This window comes from Pseudomonas sp. HLS-6, from assembly GCF_002753995.1.
GTDB lineage: Bacteria > Pseudomonadota > Gammaproteobacteria > Pseudomonadales > Pseudomonadaceae > Aquipseudomonas > Aquipseudomonas defluvii.
In genome coordinates this window covers 2759445-2780109 of the sequence record NZ_CP024478.1, presented here as the reverse complement: position 1 = coordinate 2780109, position 20665 = coordinate 2759445, and the positions used below count along the sequence as shown (strand labels likewise).

The 20665-nt window shown below is 63.8% G+C and carries 6 protein-coding genes; all 6 read left to right on the top strand.

Annotation, left to right across the window (positions count from 1 at the left end):
- The first annotated feature begins 61 nt into the window (after positions 1-61).
- The 6 genes from CS390_RS12990 to CS390_RS12965 all read left to right on the top strand — a co-directional run bounded on the left by CS390_RS12990 (position 62) and on the right by CS390_RS12965 (position 20663).
- On the top strand, positions 62-1714 hold the full coding sequence (locus CS390_RS12990; protein WP_099774863.1) for a multidrug ABC transporter permease/ATP-binding protein: 1653 nt from the start codon (positions 62-64) through the stop codon (positions 1712-1714).
- A complete protein-coding gene (locus CS390_RS12985; protein ID WP_099774861.1) occupies positions 1711-3378 on the top strand; it encodes a multidrug ABC transporter permease/ATP-binding protein in 1668 nt (555 codons plus the stop codon). The genes CS390_RS12990 and CS390_RS12985 overlap by 4 nt, the downstream gene beginning before the upstream one ends.
- Positions 3379-3422: 44 nt before the next feature.
- Positions 3423-5825, top strand: a complete 2403-nt coding sequence (locus CS390_RS12980) for a penicillin acylase family protein (protein WP_099774859.1) — start codon at positions 3423-3425, stop codon at positions 5823-5825.
- A gap of 118 nt (positions 5826-5943) precedes the next feature.
- The gene (locus tag CS390_RS12975) at positions 5944-6660 is read left to right on the top strand and encodes a thioesterase II family protein (protein WP_099774857.1); all 717 of its coding nucleotides are present in this window, start codon (positions 5944-5946) and stop codon (positions 6658-6660) included.
- A 53-nt stretch (positions 6661-6713) separates the two neighbouring features.
- Positions 6714-7691, top strand: a complete 978-nt coding sequence (locus CS390_RS12970) for a TauD/TfdA family dioxygenase (protein ID WP_099776674.1) — start codon at positions 6714-6716, stop codon at positions 7689-7691.
- A gap of 87 nt (positions 7692-7778) precedes the next feature.
- Positions 7779-20663 carry a non-ribosomal peptide synthetase gene (locus CS390_RS12965; RefSeq protein WP_099774855.1) on the top strand — a complete coding sequence of 4295 codons (12885 nt, stop codon included), beginning with the start codon at positions 7779-7781 and terminating at the stop codon, positions 20661-20663.
- Positions 20664-20665: the final 2 nt, after the last annotated feature.

The window sequence follows — 20665 nt, the reverse complement described above, 5'->3', positions numbered from 1 at the left end:
TGCTGGCAGTGGCCGTTGCAAAGGCTGTTTTTCGCAACCTGTTTAAACCAAGGGAGGACGAATGGGGGTGCTTGGCTTGATCTACCGGCAGTATCGCTGGCCGTTGCTAGGGGTGTTGCTGTTGAGTGCGGCCAGCGCGGTGCTGAATGTTGGCGTCATCGCCTTCATCAAGAACCGCCTGATGGACGCCGAGGGGGCTGTCGAAGGTGCGATGCTTGCGTTCGCGGGTTTGCTGGCATTGCTGTTCGCGTTGAGTTTCGGCGTGCAGGCCTTCATCGCCAGCCTTGGGCATCGATTTGTTCATGGTCTGCGCCGCAGGTTGGTCAAGCAAGTGCTGGACTCGGATGTGGATCGTCTCGAAAGCCTGGGCAGTGCACGTCTGTTGGCCAGCCTGAGCGGCGACGTGCAGAAGATCACCATCGGGTTCATCAACCTGCCGGAGATCGTCTATGGCTCGATCCTCACCTTGGCCGCTTTTGGCTACCTGGCCTGGTTGTCGTTGCCCTTGTTTGGCGCGACCCTGGCCTGGCTGGCGTTGATGGTGGTCGTCAGCCAGCAGCTGATGCGCCGTACCCAGGCGCACATGCGCCAGTTGCGCGAGGCGGATGATGCACTGCACGCGCATTACCGCGCAGTTATCGAGGGGCGACAGGAGCTGGCACTGAACCGCACCCGGGCGCAGCACCTGTACGAGCAGGAGTACCTGGCCAGTGCCGGTGACTACTTTCATCACGTGGTGCGTGCCGATACCTTCCATTGGTCCAACAGCAACTGGGTCAACTGCATGATCCTGGCCAGCCTCGCGCTAGTGTTTGCCTTGGTCGGTGGCTACGGTTGGGCCGATTACACCGTGGCGTCGACCTTTGCCGTGGTGATCCTGTTCGTGCGCGCACCGCTGGTGTCGAGCATGGGCGCGATTCCCAATCTGCTGGGGGCCAACGTGGCGCTGGAGAAGCTGAATGCCTTGCAACTTCAGCCCTACCGGGAAGACTTCGACCTGCCCGCTGCCACGGCGTTCGAGGGTTGGCAGCGCTTGCAACTGGATGCTGTGACGTACCGCTACCGCTCCGAGGACGGTTCGGGTTTTGTTGTCGGCCCCCTGGACCTGACCCTGCAACGTGGCGAGCGAGTGTTCCTGGTCGGTGGCAATGGTAGCGGCAAGTCCACCTTGGCACGCTTGATCACAGGGCTTTACCAGCCCGATACCGGTTGCCTGCGGGTCGATGGTCGAGCCGTGGGCGAGCATGACCTTGCTGCCTACCAGCAGTTGTTCAGTACCGTGTTCAGCGATTTTCACCTGTTTCGCCAGCTCCTTGGCGTGGCGGGTGAGGATGCCCCGCGTGATGTTGTCCAGGCTTGGCTGGCACTGCTGCGCATGGCGCACAAAGTTCGTATCGAGCAGGCGCGCTTGCTTGATCTGGAACTGTCTCAAGGCCAGCGCAAACGCTTGGGCCTGCTGCTTGCGGTGCTTGAGGGGCGGGGTGTGTTGCTGCTTGACGAATGGGCCGCCGATCAGGACCCGGCGTATCGCCGTGCCTTCTATCAGCAGTTGCTGCCGCAGTTGAGCGAGCAGGGTGTGACCGTCATTGCGATTACCCATGACGATCATTACTTTCACCTCGCTGACCGGCTTCTGAAAATGGAGGGCGGGCAGCTCTACGCGTTACCGGTGCCTGCCCCGGGTGAAGCACAACGTGGGAGGGCATTGCCATGAGATTGATGCGAATGCTCTTTGGGCGCCACCCCGGGCTCGCGCTGTTCATTACGCTGCTGAGCATCGTGAATGCCGGCATCGGTGTTGGCGTGATCGCGTTCATCAACCAGCGTCTGGCTCAACCCGGTACGGCACTGGGGCCTGCATTGGCACAGTTCACGGTGCTCTTGCTTGCCGTCATGGTTTCGGGGGTGATTGCGCAGATCGGCATGACCACACTGGGTCATCGCGGCGTGCTGGCGCTGCGCAATACCGTGCTCAAGCGAATGCTCGACACTCCCCTGGAGCGTCTCGGCGCCTTGGGGGCGCCGCGACTCCAGGCCAGCCTCAGTGTCGATGTACAAGCCTTGTCGGTAGCCTTCGTACGCCTGCCGGCGGTGGTTCACGGCGCACTACTGACCGTCGCCGCCAGTGCTTACCTGGCCTGGTTGTCCTGGCCCTTGTTTCTGGCGACGCTGGCCCTGATCGGGGCGGCACTGTTGGTGGCCTGGCGCTTGCTCGGGATCACCAACCGGGAAGTGGCCAGTGCCCGCGAGGCCGCCGATCAGTTGTACGGCAGTTACCTTGCCGTGCTGCAAGGGCGTAAGGAATTGCGCCTCAATCGGCACCGCGCGCGGCGGGTCTATGAGGAGGAGTTTGAGCGCAGTGCCCAGGCGGACCGTTATCACCAGAGCCGCGCCGACCTGTTCTACAGTGCCTACAGCAACTGGATCAGCGTCATGCTGCTGGTGGCCATCGGCGTGAGTTTCTTTCTCGCCAGCCACTTTGGTTGGGCTGACCGTGCCGTCGCCACCACGTTCGCGATCAGCCTGTTGTACCTCAGTACACCGCTGGGGCTGTTGGTCGGGGCGATGCCTGGGCTGATTGCCGGCAATGTCGCGCTGGCCAAACTCGACAGCCTGGCGCTGGCACCCTATCAGGCGGGGTTTGCCTTGCCTGAGGCGCTGCCAGCGGACTGGGAGCACCTTGTGCTGGAAGACGTGTGCTACCGGTACGCCGAGCGTGACGGTGAAGGCGGGTTTGCGCTAGGGCCGTTGAACCTGACCCTGAAGCGCGGCGAAGTGGTGTTCCTGATCGGCGGCAACGGCAGCGGAAAGTCGAGCATGGCACGCCTGCTGTGTGGCTTGAGCGTCCCCGACAGCGGCCGAATTCTGCTTGATGGTCAGCCATTGGCGGTAGAGCAACTTCCTGCCTACCGGCAATTGTTCGCGGCGGTGTTCTCCGACTTCCATCTGTTTGCCCAGTTGCTTGATGGCAAGGGCGCCGCGGCCGATTCGACGCTGGTGGCGCAATGGCTGGAGCGCCTGGCCCTCAGCGACAAGGTGACGCCCAGCAACGGGCGATTGCCGAGCACGGCCTATTCCCAGGGCCAGCGTAAGCGTCTGGCACTGATGCTGGCCGCGCTGGAAGAGCGTCCCGTATTACTGCTGGATGAATGGGCCGCAGACCAGGACCCGGCATACCGTCAGCTGTTCTACCTCGGCGTGCTGGAGTACTTGCGCAGTACCGGTAAAACGGTGTTTGCCATTACCCATGACGAGCGCTATTTCCACCTCGCCGATCGCTTGCTGAAGATGGACGGCGGCCAACTTGTCGAGCTCCAGGGGCCTTCCCGGGCTCGCGCCTCTCTTGATGCCGTGGCAGCCCTCAGTGCAAGCGACTGAGGGCGCCCGGTGATTGCCTATCGATCAGTTGAAACGGAAGCCCGATGATCTATCTGAAACGCTTGGCCATCCTCCTGCTGGCGGCGTTACTGCTGCTGGCAGGTACCATGGCGGTCTACGCCTGGCGCTCGTTGCCGCAAACCGAGGGCAAGGTGTCGGTGAGCGGCTTGTCTGCCGCTGTCGATGTGCTGCGTGATGCCGATGGCATCGCACACCTGTTCGCGAAAACCCCGGCTGATGCCTATTACGCCCTTGGCTATGTGCATGCCCAGGACCGGATGTGGCAAATGGAGATGAACCGGCGCATGGCCACCGGCACCTTGGCCGAGGTATTCGGCGCCCAGGCGTTGCCCAGTGACCGGGTGTTCCGCACCCTGGGGTTGCAGGCCATCGCCGAACGCAACCTGGCCGCACTGGATGCCAATACCCGGGCCACCCTGGACGCCTACAGCCAAGGCGTCAACGCCTACCTGGCCGGGCACCCGGTATTGGCGCCAGAGTTCGTGATTGCCGGCTTTCGCCCAGGGCCCTGGCAGCCAAGCGACTCGCTGGCGTTTTTCCGGCTCATGGCCTGGCGCATGGCCGGCAATCTCTGGGATGAGTTGGCCACGGCAGAACTGAGCCAACAGTTCAGCCCGGCGCAGGTGGCCGAGCTGATGCCCGCCTATCCCGGCGATCAACGCCCCGCGCTGCCTGACCTCAAGCAACGCTATGCCGGCACTGGCAGCCCATGGGCAGGGCTGTTGGCCGCCTTGCCCGAGCGGCAGCCGGTGGGCATCGGCTCCAACAGCTGGGCGCTGGCCGGGAGCCGTACCGACAGTGGCAAGCCACTGTTGGCCAACGATCCGCACCTGATGCTCAGTGCGCCCACTTTATGGTACCTGGCGCAACTTCATGCGCCGGGGCTGGATGTCATCGGTGCGACATTGCCGGGCATGCCTGGGGTCATTCTGGGCCGTAATCAGCACGTCGCCTGGTCATTCACCAACACCCATTCGGATGTCGTCGATCTGTTTCTGGAAAAGCAGTTGCCCGGCGACAGCAGCCATTACCTGACGCCTGAGGGCAGTGCTGCGTTTGCCGTGCGTGAGGAGCGTATTCGGGTCAAGGATGGCGACGATGTTCTGCTGCGTGTACGCAGCACACGCCATGGCCCGGTGATTTCCGATGTGCTGGAGCGCGCCGGGCACCTGGCGGGCGAGGGTGGGGTGATGGCACTGTCGTGGGTCGGGCTGCGTGATGACGACCTTTCCCTGCAATTCCCGTTGAAGGCCGCGCTGGCAGTCGATGGTTCGGGGTTGCTGGCCGCAACGCGGGACTTTCACTCGCCACAACAGAACATCGTTTATGCCGATACGGCCGGGAGCATCGGTTTTATTGCTGCCGGCCGGGTGCCGCAGCGTCAAGCCGATAACGACCTTATGGGCCGCGCGCCGTCACCCGGTTGGGAGGCCCGCTATGACTGGCAAGGGTTCATACCGTTTGACGACTTGCCGCAACAGCGCGACCCGGCCAATGGCGAGCTGGTCACCGCAAACCAGAAAATCACGCCACCGGGCTACAACCGCTGGATTACCTCCAACTGGGTACTGCCGTATCGCGCTGAGCGTATTCATGAACTGCTGGCTGAAGGCGCCAACCATTCGCGCGACGGCATGCAGCGCATGCAAATGGACGCCAGCAATCCGGTCGCTCGCCAGTTGCTGCCGTTGATGTTGCAGGTTCCTGCGCACGATGCCCGCACCCGCGAAGCCGTGCAACGCCTGGCCAACTGGGATGGCGCGATGCTGCGTGAGCGCGCCGAGCCGCTGATCTATGCCGAGTGGTTGCGCCTGTTCACCGAGCGCCTGTATGGCGAACGCCTGGGGGACCTGTTTGAGCAGGTTGGCGCACACAACCCTGCCTTTATCGCTTCGGTGCTGTGGGATCGCGCGGGGGCGAGTCGCTGGTGTGGCGAAGCCCTGGGTGAGGCAGACGGCGTCACGGCCTGCCGACGTATGCTGGGCGATTCCCTGGCTCAAACGCTGGATAATTTGAGCCAGCAGTACGGCGATGCCATGAGCGGATGGCAGTGGGGCGATGCGCATAAGGCCGTTTCCCGCCATGCCGTGTTCGGCGATGTACCGGTGTTGTCGCGGCTGTTCAACCTGAGTATTGCCAACGATGGTGGTCGGGATACGGTGAACTATGCCGGTTACTACTACGACCCGGTCAGTAGGCAGTACCTCGACGATGTCGGGCCAGGCCTGCGTGCGGTGTATGACCTCAATGATCCGCAAGCGTCCGGTTTCATCCTCAGTAGCGGTCAGTCAGGCAATCCCTTTTCAGCGCACTACAGCGACATGCTGGAGGGCTGGGCCAACGGTCGCCTGGTGCCAATGATCAGCGAGCGTAAACGGCTTGAGCAGCAGGCACATCACACCCTGGAACTGGCTCCGAGGCCTTGATCAGGGTCTGAAGTACTTGTTGTAAACTATTCTCATTGTCATTCGTCTTCTCTGCATAACGTTCCATACACGCATCAGGTTCTGTGGTGCGTTGTAGACGATTGGTGGAGAAGACCTCGTGGTAAAACTCTTCTGTTTCCCCTACGCCGGGGCCAGCGCCCAGTGCTATGCACGCTGGCGCCGCGGCTTGCCGGCCTGGCTCGATGTTCGACCGGTCGAGCTGCCGGGCCGTGGTGCTCGCTTCGGCGAGCCGTTGCACGAGCAACTGGCGCCTTTGGTCGCGCAACTGGTCACCGAGTTGCGTGCCGATCTTCATGCGCCCTACGCCTTTTTCGGTCACAGCCTGGGCGCATTGATTGCCTTCGAGGTGGCGCATGCCTTGCGCCACGGCGGGTTGCCGCAACCTGAGCAACTGTTCCTCTCTGGTGCCAGCGCGCCCGGTCATCGGGACGATGAGCGTTACACGCGGCTGGATGCCGACGCTGACCTGATCGACGAGTTGCAGCGGCTTGGCGGCACGGCTGCAGCGGTCATTCACAGCCCTGAGCTGATGGCGATGGTGTTGCCAGTGCTGCGCGCCGATTTTCGCCTGTGTGCCAACTATGCCCCGGTACCCCGGCCACCCCTGACGTGTGCAGTGCACGTGCTGGGCGGTGATGGCGACGCGATAGGCGCGGCCGCCCTGCAAGCCTGGCGTGGGGAAACCCTCGGCACCTTCAGTTGCACCTCATTCGTCGGTGATCACTTCTTTTTGCATGCGCGTGAAGCCCAGGTGCTCGACCACCTGCGCGCACACCTTGCGCGATTGCGCCGCAGCGAACGGGTGTGCGGATGAATCAGCAGGCCGCCGAGGCGGCGTTCAGGAGGATTACACAGATGCACGAACGCATGAGTTGCACCGATTGGGGCGTCGACGTCCAGGCATTGATTCCCGGCCAGAGCCTGCCGCTATTGATTACCCCGCAGCAGGAGCGGGCGCCCCTGATGGCCAACTTCGCCGCCCTCAGCGACCTGGCCGGTGTGCGCCTGGAGCAGGCCGGGGGGCTACTGTTCCGCGGTTTCGACGTCAACGGCATCGATGAATTCCAGGGCTTCGCGGCGGCGTTCGGCCATCCGCTGCTCAGCTACGAATTCGGCTCGACACCCCGCAGCAAGGTGTCGAGCGGCGTCTACACCTCGACCGAATACCCCAAGCACCAGCACATCCCTTTGCACAACGAGCAGGCTTACACCCGCGAATGGCCGATGCGCATCTGGTTCTACTGTGCCCAAGCCGCAACGGTTGGCGGCGCCACGCCGATTGCCGACAGCCGCGAAGTGTACCGGCGTATCGATGCGCGCCTGCGCGAACACCTTGTCCGCCGTGGCCTGCGCTATGTGCGCAACTTTGGCAACGGCCTGGATGTGGCCTGGGAAGATGTCTTCGGCAGTACCGACAAGGCCTATGTCGAAGCCTATTGCCGCAGCCACGGCGTGACCTGTGAGTGGAAGGAGGACGGTGAGCTGCGTACCAGCCAGGTATGCCAGGTAACGGCGGTGCACCCACGCACCGGCGACAACGTCTGGTTCAACCAGGCGCACCTGTTCCACGTCTCCAACTTGCCGGCTGAGGTGCGTGCGTCGCTGCTGGAAGTGGTCGAACCGCACGACCTGCCACGCAACGTGTACTACGCCGACGGCTCGCCGATCGAGGACAGCCTGCTCGATGAAGTGCGCGGCGTACTCGCCGAACAGGAGATCAGCTTCCCCTGGCAAAACGGCGACATCCTCATGCTCGACAACATGCTCACCGCCCACGCCCGTCACCCGTTCGAAGGGCCGCGCAAGGTGGTGGTAGCAATGGCTCAAGGCCACCGCGCTGATTGAAACGGGTCGATGGCCTCTTGATGACTTCGCATTGTGCAGCCGCCCAGCCGGGCGCTGCTTTTCTACTCTTTCTTAGCGAGTGATGTAATGAGCGTGCAAATTCCCGCGGACAGCACTTTCGTCGAACGCCTGCAATACCTCGCCGCGCGGCAACCTACCCGTACCGCGCTGCGCTGGCTGGTCGATGGCGACGAAACCAGCCAGACCTGCAGTTTCGCCCAGCTGGATGTACGCGCCCGTACCGTCGGCGCAGCCCTGCAGGGCAGTGCAGGGGCCGGTGAGCGGGCGGTCTTGCTGTTCCCCAGCGGCCTCGACTATGTCGGGGCGTTCTTCGGCTGCCTGTACGCCGGTTGTGTCGCTGTGCCGGCTTACCCACCCGAATCGCTCAAGCCACAGCACCTTGAGCGTTTGCTGGCGATCATCGGCGACGCCGAGCCACGCTTCATCCTCACCGACAGTGCCTTGCTGCCGGGCCTGCAAGCGCTACAGCGCGATCTGCCGGCACTGGCCGGCATTGAACTGATGGCGGTCGATGTACTCGACCCGGCCCTGGCTTCGCTGTGGCAGCCGCCGTGCATTGATCCTGACGGCCTGGCCTTTTTGCAGTACACCTCCGGCTCTACCTCGACGCCCAAAGGCGTGATGGTCGGTCACGACAACCTGATTGCCAACGCGCGGGCGATTCGCAGCGGTTTCGGCATTCATGACCGCGACGTGATCGTCAGTTGGTTGCCGCTGTATCACGACATGGGCCTGATCGGCAGCCTGCTGCAAGGGATCTACAGCGGCATCGAAGTGGTGTTGATGTCGCCCCGGCACTTCCTTGAGCGCCCGTTGCGCTGGCTGCAAGCGGTGTCGCGCTTTGGCGGCAGCGTCAGCGGCGGGCCGGATTTCGCCTTTCGCCTGTGCGTCGAGCGGGGGCGTGACAGTGCCATGGCCGGCCTTGACCTTAGCGGTTGGCGCCTGGCGTTCTCGGGCTCCGAGCCCGTGCGTCATGACACCCTGCAAGCGTTCTGCGAGAAGTTCGAGCCTTATGGGTTCGACCCACAAGCGCTGTTCCCGTGCTACGGCCTGGCCGAAGCGACGCTGTTCGTCAGTGCCGGTCAACGAGGCCAGGGCTTGCGCGCCGAGCACTTCGTGCGCGATCAACTGGCGCAGGGGCAGGCCGTTGCCGCAGAGCAGGGCGATTGCCTGGTGGGGTGTGGCGGGCCGGTGGCCGAGCACGAGGTGCGCATCGCCGCGCCGGGCTCACTGCACGCGCTGGCCGACGGGCAGGTTGGCGAAGTCTGCTTTGCCGGGCCGAGTGTTACCCACGGCTACTGGCGCAATCCCGAGGCCACGTCAGCAGCCTTCGTGAGCGACGGCCAGCAGACATTCCTGCGCACCGGCGACCTGGGCTTTGTGCATGATGGCACGCTGTTTATCAGCGGTCGAAGCAAAGACCTGATCATCATTCGCGGGCATAACCTGTACCCACAGGACATCGAAAAAAACCTCGAGGATCAAATCGACCTGCTGCGCAAAGGCCGTGTTGCGGCATTTGCGGTGCAGGTCGATGGCCGCGAGGGTATCGGCATTGCCGTGGAAGTCAGCCGTGCGGTTCAGAAGCAGGTCACGCCGTCCGCCTTGTTCAGCGCGATTCGCGAGTGCGTGGCGCTGGCCCATCAAGAACCGGCCAGTGTGATTCTGTTGTTGCAGCCGGGGACATTGCCGAAGACCACCAGTGGCAAAGTGCAGCGCTCGACCTGCCGCCACTTGTGGTTGGCCGGCAGCGATGACGTGTACGCGTCTTACCCGACCGATCAGGTGCGCGAGCCGGGCAACGCGCCAGCCGCCGCCTTGAGCCCACGGGAAGCGCATGTCGCCGCGCTGTGGCAGGACGTGCTGAAGGTCGAGCAGGTGTTACCCGAAGACAGCTTCTTTGCCCTGGGCGGCACCTCCATTCTTGCCATGCAGGGCCTGGCCCGCCTGCAGGATGAACTCGGCATCCAGTTGGCGCCGCGCCTGCTGTTTGAAGCGCCCACCCTGCGTGCGTTCGCTGCGGTGCTGGACACCGTGCTGGCCAGCGGTCGACCGGCCTTGGAGGTGATCAGCCGGTTGCCGCGCAGCGGCGCGCTGCCGTTGTCCCTCGGTCAGCGCCGATTGTGGTTCCTTGCTCAGCTGGAACCGCACAGTAGCGCGTATCACATCGCCGCGACCTTGCACCTGCGTGGCGTATTGAACCGCCTCGCGCTACAGCAGGCCTTTGGCCAATTGTTCGCCCGTCATGAAAGCCTGCGCAGTGAGTTCCCGCAGCGCGATGGCCAACCCTGGTTGCGCCTGCTGCCTGTCGATGCCTTGCAGGTGACCTTCAACCATTGGCCTGCCGACAGCCTGGAGCAACTGCGCCGACGAGCCGATCAGGCAATGCGTGAGCCGTTCGATCTGCAGTGCGGGCCATTGATCCGTGTACAGGTGCTTCAGCGCGCCGACGATGAGGCGTTGTTGCTGGTCAACCTGCACCACATCATCGCTGACGGTAGCTCGATGCACGTGCTGATCGACGAGTTCGCCCGGCTCTACACGCATTTCTGCGAGCAGCCCTGCGACCGCACGCCGTTGACCTTGCCAGCGCTGCCGGTGGGCTACGTCGACTTTGCCGATTGGCAGCGCTTGCGCCTTGAGCGTGACGACGAACAGCAGCGGCAATTGAACTACTGGACGTCGCGCCTGGGCGGCGAACAGCCGGTCCTGGAATTGCCTGTCGATAGCGTTACCGGCGAGCAGTCATCCCAGTTGGCATCCCGTTACAGTGTGGTCGTGCCGGCCACGCGGGTTGCACTGTTAAGGCGCCTGGCGCTGGGCGAAGGCAGCACCCTGTTCATGCTACTGCTGGCCGCGTTCCAGGCCTTGCTGCAACGCTTGAGTGGGCAGCGTGACATTCGTCTCGGCGTGCCAGTGGCCAATCGTCCGCGTCGGGAACTGCAAGGCGTGGTCGGCTTCTTCGTCAACACACTGGTACTGCGTGCCGATGTCGATCCACAGCAAAGCTTTGTTGCGCTGTTGCGCCAGTCGCGCAGCGAGGTGCTGGATGCCCAGGCCCATCAGGATCTGCCGTTCGAGCAACTGGTGGACGCCTTGGCGCCTGAGCGCAGCCTGGGCCACAACCCGTTGTTCCAGGTGGCATTCAACCACCAGCAACAGGATCACAGTGCCTTGCACGCCTTGCCGGGCCTGCAATTGCTGGGCCTGCAACGGCTGCTCGGGGATGCCCCGTTTGACCTCAGCCTGGACAGTGAAGAACAGGCCGACGGCAGCCTTGTGTTGACCTTCAGCTACGCGCACAAGCGCTTCGATGAGCGCAGCGTTGTGCGTATCGCCGAGCGATTACTGGCCCTGCTGGCGCAGTTGCCTGAGCGGGCGTCTCGACCGCTGGCCGAGCTGGCCCTGTTGAATGCCGACGAGCATCGCCAACTGCACACCTGGAGCCAGCCAGCGGGCGTTACGCCACACCTGCCGCTGGTGCATGAAGCCATCAGCCAGCAAGCCGCCTTGCGTCCCGACGCCGTGGCGCTGGTGTGCGGCGAGCGCTCGCTGACCTTCGCCGAGCTGGAGCAGCGTGCCAATCAGTTGGCCCATCGCTTGATCGATCTGGGCGTGGGCCGGGAAACCCTGGTTGGCGTCGCGCTGGACCGTTCGCTGGAACTGATTCTCGCCCCGTTGGCGATCCTCAAGGCCGGGGGCGCCTACGTGCCGCTGGACCCGGAGTACCCGGCCGAGCGCCTGGCCTACATGGTCAAGGACGCGGGCCTGAAGTGGGTGCTGAGCGATGCCGCGCTGGCACTGGCGTGGCCTGAAGGCGTCGAAGTCGTGGCCCTGGACCAGTTGGACCTGAGCTGCGCGCCAACACAGGCGCCCGTGTTGACGGTCGCCCCGCAGCAACGCGCCTACATGATCTACACCTCTGGCTCGACCGGCCAACCCAAGGGCGTGACCGTCGAGCACGGTGCCCTGAGCATGCACTGTCGTGCTGCTGGGGAACTGTACGGCATGAGCGCCGACGACATTGCCCTGCATTTCGCCTCGATCAGTTTTGACGGCGCGGTGGAGCAGTGGTTGTCGCCGATGATGTTCGGTGCCCGGTTGGTGCTGCGTGGCCCGGGGCTGATCTCGGCAGAGCAGAGCTACCAGACGCTGGTGGACCAAGACGTTACCGTGGCCTATTTCCCCACCAGCTATGCCCATCAACTGGCCGAGTGGGCTTTGTCGCATCCGCAGCCTTTAACGTTGCGCTCATGCACCATCGGCGGTGAAGCGGTGTCGCGGGAGACCTTCGAGCTGCTGCGCCGTGGCCTGAAAGCGCCGCGCATCATCAACGGTTACGGGCCGACGGAAACCATCGTCACCCCGACCTTGTGGCGGGCCGACGGCGATGTACCGTGCGAAACACCCTACGCCCCCATCGGCCGTGCGGTCGGCAACCGCACCCTGTATGTGCTCGATGCCGACCTTAACCTGTTGCCACCGGGTGTGGCAGGCGAGCTGTACATTGGCGGTGAAGGGCTGGCCCGTGGTTATCACCAGCGCCCAGACCTGACCGCCGAGCGCTTTGTACCGGACCCGTTTTCCGCCACCGGTGGCCGGCTGTACCGCTCTGGCGACCGCGTACGCTGGCTGGCCGACGGCAATCTGGAATACCTGGGGCGTATCGACCAACAGGTCAAGCTGCGCGGCTACCGCATCGAATTGGGCGAGATCGAAGCGCGGCTGCAGGCCCATGCCGACGTCGGTGAGGCGGTAGTGCTGCTGCGCGACAAACGCCTGGTGGGTTACGTGGTGTCGAACCGCGATGATGGCCTGATTGAAACCCTGCTGAGCGAGCTGAAACAGCAACTGCCGGACTACATGGTGCCGAGCAAGATCCTGGTTCTGCAACGCTTCCCGCTGACCCCCAATGGCAAGGTGGACCGCAAGGCCCTGCCGGAGCCAGTGTGGGAAAGCCAGACCTTCCAAGCGCCGACTTCTGTCGAAGAGTTGGCCTTGGCTGCGATCTGGCAACAGGTGCTGGGGCTGGAACAGGTAGGGTTGCACGACAACTTCTTCGAGCTGGGTGGCGACTCGATCGTCTCGATCCAGGTGGTCAGCCGTGCGCGGCAGGCCGGTTTGGCGCTGACGCCCAAAGACCTGTTTCAACACCAGACCCTGCAAGCCCTGGCGCGTGCGGCCAAACCGCTGGAAGGTGGGTTGGCTATTGACCAAGGCCCGGTCAGTGGCGCGGTGCCGCTAGCGCCGATCCAGGCCTGGTTCTTTGAACAGCCGATTCCGCAGCGGCACCACTGGAACCAGTCGGTGCTGCTCAAGGCCGCGCAACCGCTGGACAGCCAGGCGCTGAACCGTGCCTTGCAGGCCTTGGTGGCGCACCATGACGCCTTGCGCCTGAACTGGCAGCAGCAGGGGAACCGCTGGGTTCAACACCATCGAACTCCGAGCGAACAGGGTGTGTTGTGGGAGCGCGAAGCGTCTTCTGCTGCTGAAATCACCGCCCATTGCGACGAAGCGCAAGCCAGCCTCAGCCTGCAAGACGGCCCACTGCTGCGTGCCGTGCATATTCGACTGGCCGATGGGACGGCCCGCTTGCTGCTGGTGGTGCATCACCTGGTGGTTGATGGCGTGTCGTGGCGCATCCTGCTGGAGGATCTGCAGCAGGCCTACGCCGGGCAGCCATTGCCGGCCAAGACCAGCGCCTACAAGCACTGGGCCGAACACATGGAAGCCTTTGCCCACGGCGAGGTGCTGCAAACGGAAGTGGCCTACTGGCAACAGCAGTTGGCCGGCCCCGTGGATCAGTTCCCCGAAGATGGCGCCCCCGGTGGCGGTATCGAAAGCCTGACCCTGACCCTGGACAAGGCCCGCACCGCCCAGTTGCTGAAAACCGCGAACACAGCGTACCGCACACGCATTGACGAACTGCTGCTTACGGCCCTGGCCCGGACCTTGTGCGCCTGGAGCGGGCAGCCTAGCGTGCTGATCGATCTGGAAGGGCATGGCCGCGAGGCGTTGTTCGCAGACCTCGACCTGACCCGCACCGTTGGCTGGTTCACCAGCCTGTCCCCACAACGCCTGATGCGTTTCGAAGGCATCGGCGAGAACCTGAAGGCAATCAAGGAAGCCTTGCGTCAGGTGCCCAGCAAAGGCGTCGGTTATGGCGCCCTGCGTTATCTGGCGGGGGCGTCCCAACTGGCTGAGTTGCCTGCTGCGCAGGTGACCTTCAACTACCTTGGCCAACTGGACGCCAGCTTCGCGGCGCAGGGGCTGTTCGTCTTGGCGACAGAGTCGTGCGGGCAAGTACAGAGCGCGCAAGCCCCCTCGCTCAAGCGCCTGGAAATCAATGCCCAAGTGCATGGCGCCGAGCTGAGCCTGAACTGGCGCTTCGACACGACGCAGCACAGTGTTGCCAGTGTGCAGGCCTTGCTGGACGGCTACGCCGAGGCGTTGCACGAAGTCCTCGAACATTGCCTGAGCGCCGAGGCGGGCGGGGTGACGCCAAGCGATTTCCCGCTGACCCGCCTGAGTCAGGAGCAACTGGACAGCTTGCCGTTGGCGGCTCGCGAAATCGAAGACGTCTATCCGTTATCGCCGCTGCAACAGGGCATGCTGTTCCACGCTCTGCAAGACGGCGTCGAGGATGCCTACTTCTACCAGCGTGGCTTCCTCATCGAAGGCCTGCTGGACCAGGAGGCATTGATTGCGGCCTGGACCCGGGTTGCCGAGCGCTATCCGGTATTGCGTACCGCCTATTACTGGGAAGAAGTCGGCATGCCGTTGCAGGTGGTGCAGCGCCATGCCCGGGTCACTCTGCAGGCCCATGACTGGCGCGGCCTGAGCCTGAGTGAACAGCGCCAACGTCGTCAGGACCTGCTGGACGGGGAGCGCCGTGCCGGTTTCGAGTTCCGCCGTGCCGGTGAAATACGCCTGGGCCTGTTACGTGTTGCTGAAGATCAATGGTGGATGATCTGGAGCAACCACCATATCGCCCTTGATGGCTGGAGCATGGGCCTGATCCTGCGCGATGTGCTGGGCCATTATCATGGCCATGCAGCCGGGGCGGGCGCGATCGGTTCACGGCCGTACGCCGACTATATCGGTTGGCTGCAACGGCAATCCGTAGCGGCTCGCCAGGACTTCTGGCACGGGCAATTGGCCAACTGGACGGCGCCAACGCCGCTGCCGGGTCGCCTTTCAACGGCATCCGGGCAACGGGGGTATGCCGAACTCGGCAGCACCTTTGCAAACAGTGAAACCGCGCATCTGCGTGCTGCGGCGCAGCGTCTGGGGGTTACCATCAACACCCTGTTGCAGGGCGCCTGGGCCGTGTTGCTGGGGCACTATGCCAACAGCAGCGATGTGCTGTTCGGCATCACGGTTTCTGGTCGCGGCTTGCCGCTGGCCGGGGTCGAGGAAATGGTCGGGCTGTTCATCAACACCTTGCCGCTGCGGGTCCAACTGCCGACGGAGCAATCGGTGGCGACCTGGTTGCAAGCCTTGCAGCGCACCAACCTGGACTTGCGTGCGCTGGAGCACAGCCCACTGGCCGACGTGCAGCGCGTGGCCCGTCCCGGCGACGGCGTGCAGAGCGGCGCACTGTTCGAGAGCATTCTGGTGTTCGAGAACTACCCGCTGGACGAGGTGCTGCGCCAGCAACCGGCGGGCCTGAAACTGAGCCTGCTCGACGATCAGGCGGCCGAGGCAGCGGCACGTGGGCGTAACAACTACCCGTTGAGCCTGATCGCCAGCCTCGACGAGCAACTGCACCTGACGTTCTCGTTCCAACGCGCTGCGTTCACCGCCCAGCAGATCGAACGCTTGCTGCTGCAAGTGCGGCAGGTGCTGATGGCCATGGCCAACCAACCTGAGCTGCGTGTGCAGCAACTGCCGCTGGCGCTGCCAGGCGATGCAGCGCACGCGCTGAGTGAACTGCGCGGCGATACACGTGAGTTCCCGTGGGTGACGGTGCTTGATGGCTGGGCCGAACAGTTGGCCTTGAACCCCGATGCCCCTGCGCTACAGGACGAACAGCAACGGCTGAGTCGGGCCGAGGTCGAAGCGGCCGCCAACCGCCTGGCCCATGCGCTGATCCAGCGCGGTGTATGCCCGGAAACGCCGGTTGGCCTGTGTGTCGAGCCATCGGTTGACCTGGTCATCGGTTTGCTCGGCATCCTCAAGGCCGGTGCGGTGTACCTGCCGCTGGACTGTCGCCAGCCCGCTGAACGCCTTGGCAGGCTGCTTGACGGTAGTGGTGCGGCGTTGCTGCTGTGCCATGCAGCCACCCAAACGTTGGCCGAGGCCTGCGCGCATCCGCTGTTGGCGCTGGACAGCGCTGAGCTGAGTGGCCAGAGCGCCGAAGCCCCTGCACTGAGCGTGTCCGCCGAGCAGGGCGCCTACCTGATCTACACCTCGGGCTCTACCGGGCAGCCTAAAGGCGTTCTGGTCGAGCATGGCGCATTGGCCAACTATGTACAGGCCATTCTCGAGCGCCTGCAATTGCCCTCCGGGGCAAGCATGGCGCTGGTGTCGACCAGTGCTGCGGACCTGGGCCATACCCAGCTGTTCGGCGCTTTGTGTAATGGCGGCCTGCTGCATGTGCCCGGGCAGGAGCGGCGCTTTGACCCCGATCGCTTCGCCGAGTACATGACGCGCCATCAGGTTGAGGTATTGAAAATCGTGCCAAGCCATTTGCGTGGCCTGTTGCACGCCGAGCGCGCAGCCGATGTGCTGCCCGGCCATACCCTGATCGTGGGGGGCGAAGCCTGCGACCGGGCGCTGTTGGAGCGCATTCGCGCATTGCGTCCGGATTGCCGGATCATCAACCACTATGGCCCGAGTGAAACCACGGTGGGCGTGCTGACCTGGGCACTGGGCGCCGATCACTCGATACCCGATCGCCTGCCGCTGGGCCGGCCGCTGGCCAACGTGGTTGCGCGGGTGCTGGATGCCGAGCAACGGTTGTTGCCCGCCGGGCAGCCGGGAGAGCTGTACCTCAGCGGTCGCTGCCTGGCGCGTGGGTACCTGGGGCAAGCCGGGCAGACCGCTGAGCGCTTTGTCTTCGCGCCTGCATTCCCGGGCGAGCGGCTGTACCGTACGGGGGATCGCGTGTGCCTGCGTGAGGGGCAACTGGAGTTTCTCGGCCGCACTGACGATCAGGTGAAGATTCGCGGTAACCGCGTCGAACTGGGCGACATCACCGCCTGCTTGAGTGCATTGCCGGGGGTCGCGGCCGCTGCGGTGCGACTGGCCAGCCTGAACGCCGATGAACATCCGCAATTACTGGGCTATCTGGTGGCAGAAACAGGCACGCACCTGCACCTGGACAGCCTGCGCGAGCGCCTTGCACAGCACCTGCCGGACTATCTGGTGCCGGCCCGACTGATCCTGCTCGAACGTTTGCCGTTGAATGCCAATGGCAAGCTCGATCGAAACGCCTTGCCCTTGCCGACTGCACCGGCCGAGGCCAGCTCCGCGCAGCACTTCGCGGCCCCGCAAGGCGAGCATGAAACCCTCCTGGCCGAGATCTGGCAGGCGGTACTCAAGTGCGACAAGGTCGGTCGTGACGACAATTTCTTTGAACTGGGCGGCGACTCGATCCTGAGCCTGCAGATTATTGCCCGTGCCAGAAAACGTGGCTTTAAGCTGACACCGAAACAGTTGTTCGCCATGCCGACCATTGCTGCCCTGGCGGCATTGCAACCGGCGCCGGCGGCCTTGGCCGCACCCGAGACGCCGGCTATTCCCCGGCTGCCACGCACGGGCGTCTTGCCGCTGTCCGCGGCGCAACAACGGCTGTGGTTCCTGGCGCAACTGGACCCACAAAGCAGTGCCTACACCATTGCCGGTGCCTTGCAACTGAGCGGCGAACTGCAGCATGACGCCTTGCGCCAGGCCTTTGCCCAATTGGCGGAACGCCATGAAATGCTGCGCGCCGCGTTTTTCGATGACGCCGGGCAACCGCGACTCAGGATCGTCGCTGGGCGCCGACCGCAGTGGCGCGATGTCGACGTGAATCATGTAGCGCCGGGGCAACGCCTTGCTGCAGTGCATCAGATAGCCGCCGACGAGATCGCCCGTCCATTCGATCTGGAGCATGCGTCGTTGCTGCGGGTCACGCTGATGCAGCTTGAACAGGACCGCCACGTCGTGCTGGTGTGCCTGCATCACCTGATCGCCGATGGCTGGTCCATGGCATTGTTGATGGACGAACTGGGTGAGTGCTACGCCGCCGCCAAGGCTGGGCGGACTGCGCAGTTGCCTGTGTTGGCGTGGGACTACGTCGATTACGTCGCCTGGCAGCGTGAGCGTCTGGATGGCGCCGAAATGCAACGCCAACTGGGTTACTGGACTGCGCAACTGGAGGACGCGGGCGAACCGCTGGCCCTGCCGTATGACCGTGCCCGCCCGGAACTGTCGCAGGGGCGTGGCGCCTGCCATGGCTTTACGCTGGACGGGGCATTGCTCGCGGATCTGCGCCACACCGCGCAAACCAATGGCTGTACCTTGTTCCATGTGCTGCTGGCCGGTTTCGGTCTGCTGCTGCAACGGTACAGCGGGCAACACGATGTGCGCATCGGCTTGCCGGTCAGTGGCCGCGAGCAGGGCGAAAGCCAGGGGCTGGTGGGTTGTTTGATCAACACGCTGGTACTGCGCCTGCAATTGGCTGCTGTGCAGACGGTTGGCGAACTGCTGGGCCAGGCCCGGGATGTCACCCTCAACGCCCAGGCCCACGCAGACGTGCCGTTCGAGCAGTTGGTGGAGACGCTGGTCAGCCAGCGCACACCCGGGACGCACCCGCTGTTTCAGGTGTTGTTCAACCACCAGCGCCGCGATATCGCCGGCCTGGCGCAACGCAGCGGGCTCGGCTTTGAACGCCTGGAACTGACAGAGCGCAGTGCTCAATTTGACCTGGTGCTGGACACCGAAGAAAACACTGACGGTGTGGTTCACGTACGCCTGTTGTATGCCGCCGAACGTTTCGAACACTCGACCATTGAGCGGTTGGGCGCACATTGGCTGCAGGTGCTCAAACACCTGGTGGCTGGCAGTGACACAGCGCTGGGTGGGGTGCAGCTCAACAGCGCTACCGAGCGGCAGCAGTTGGCGCAATGGAGCGCGGTGCAGCAACACTTCCCGGCGTTCGTGCCGGTATCGTCCCGTATTGCCGCGCAGGCGGCGTTGCGCCCTGACGCGGTGGCGATCCGTCATCAAGGCGTCAGCCTCTGCTACGCCGAGCTGGAGCAGCGCGCGAACCAACTGGCCCATCGGCTGATACGCCTGGGCGTGGGCAGCGATGTACTGGTCGGCGTGGCCTTGCCTCGTTCAGCGGAACTGATCGTCGCCCTGTTGGCCGTGCTCAAGGCTGGCGGTGCCTACGTGCCGCTGGATCCGGACTACCCGGTGGAGCGCTTGGCCTACATGGTCGAGGATTCCGGCCTGCAACAGGTGATCAGCCTGTCCAGCCTGGACTTGCAGTTGCCGGTACAGGTGTTGGCGCTCGATACCCTGGACCTTTCTGCAGAATCGTCGAGCGCACCACAGGTGACTATCGACCCAGAACAACGGGCCTATGTGATCTACACTTCGGGCTCGACCGGCCAGCCGAAAGGCGCGCAGTTAACCCAGCGCAACGTCGAACGCCTGTTCCAGGCCACCCAGGGTGAGTTTGGTTTCAACCAAGACGACGTCTGGACACTGTTCCATTCCTATGCCTTCGACTTCTCGGTGTGGGAAATCTTTGGCGCCCTGGTGCACGGCGGTTCTTTGGTGATCGTGCCGTATTTCAACAGCCGTTCACCGGAAGACTTCCTCAAGCTCCTGAGCGAAGAGGGCGTGACGGTGCTGAACCAGACGCCGTCGGCGTTCCGTCAGTTGATCCCGCTGGCGCAGAAAAGCACGGCGCCGTTGAGCCTGCGTTACGTGATTTTTGGCGGCGAGGCCCTGGAACTGGAAAGCCTGCGACCGTGGTTCGAGCGCTACGGTGATCGCCAGCCGCGCTTGATCAACATGTATGGCATCACCGAAACCACGGTGCACGTGACCTACCGCGAAATCACCGAGAGAGACCTTGCCCATAAAGGCCCGAGCCCGATTGGCCGACCGTTGGCCGACCTCAGCCTGCACGTACTGGACGCCAACCTGAATCCGCAACCGGTCGGCATTGCCGGTGAGCTGTACGTCGGCGGTGCCGGCTTGGCCCGTGGCTACCTGAACCGCCCGGAGCTGACCAGCGAACGTTTCATTGCCAGCCCGTTCGATGCCAGCCAACGTCTGTACCGCAGCGGCGACCTGGCCCGGCGTCTGTCCGACGGCAGCCTGGAATACCTGGGGCGTATCGACCAGCAGGTGAAAATCCGCGGTTTCCGCATCGAGCTGGGTGAAATCGAAGCGCAGTTGCAAAGCCACCCGCAGGTCAACGAAGCGGCGGTGCTGGTCAAGGAGGGCGCCGGTGGCCCCCGGCTGGTGGGCTATGTCGCCAGCCCGGCGCCGGCGATTCAGGACGAGCTCAAGGCCCACCTGCATGAACGGCTGCCGGAGTACATGGTCCCGGCACAGATCGTGGTGTTGCCGACGTTGCCACTGACCGCCAACGGCAAGCTCGACCGTCGCGCGCTACCCGAGCCGGACGCTGCTGCAGGCCGCGAGTACCGGGCGCCGCAGACCGATACCGAGCGGGCTGTAGCCAGCCTGTGGGCCGAACTGTTAGGCGTTGAGCGGGTCGGCCTGGACGATGACTTCTTTGAACTGGGCGGCCACTCGCTGCTGGCAACCCAGGTGATTTCCCGTGTGCAACAGCAGTTGGGTACTCAGGTTGCACTGCGCGAGCTTTTTGAAGCCACCACCCTGACGCGTTTCTGCGCGCAGGTCGATGCCTGCCACAGCCAGGCGTTGAACGCCGACACCGCACGCCGGATGGCAGCACTTCTCACCGATTTGGAGATTGACTGAAC

Excerpts from the sequence above, each read along its gene's own strand:
- CS390_RS12990 (WP_099774863.1), top strand. The coding sequence starts at position 62 with ATGGGGGTGCTTGGCTTGATCTACCGGCAGTATCGCTGGCCGTTGCTA.
- CS390_RS12985 (WP_099774861.1), top strand. The coding sequence starts at position 1,711 with ATGAGATTGATGCGAATGCTCTTTGGGCGCCACCCCGGGCTCGCGCTG.
- CS390_RS12980 (WP_099774859.1), top strand. The coding sequence starts at position 3,423 with ATGATCTATCTGAAACGCTTGGCCATCCTCCTGCTGGCGGCGTTACTG.
- CS390_RS12970 (WP_099776674.1), top strand. The coding sequence starts at position 6,714 with ATGAGTTGCACCGATTGGGGCGTCGACGTCCAGGCATTGATTCCCGGC.
- CS390_RS12965 (WP_099774855.1), top strand. The coding sequence starts at position 7,779 with ATGAGCGTGCAAATTCCCGCGGACAGCACTTTCGTCGAACGCCTGCAA.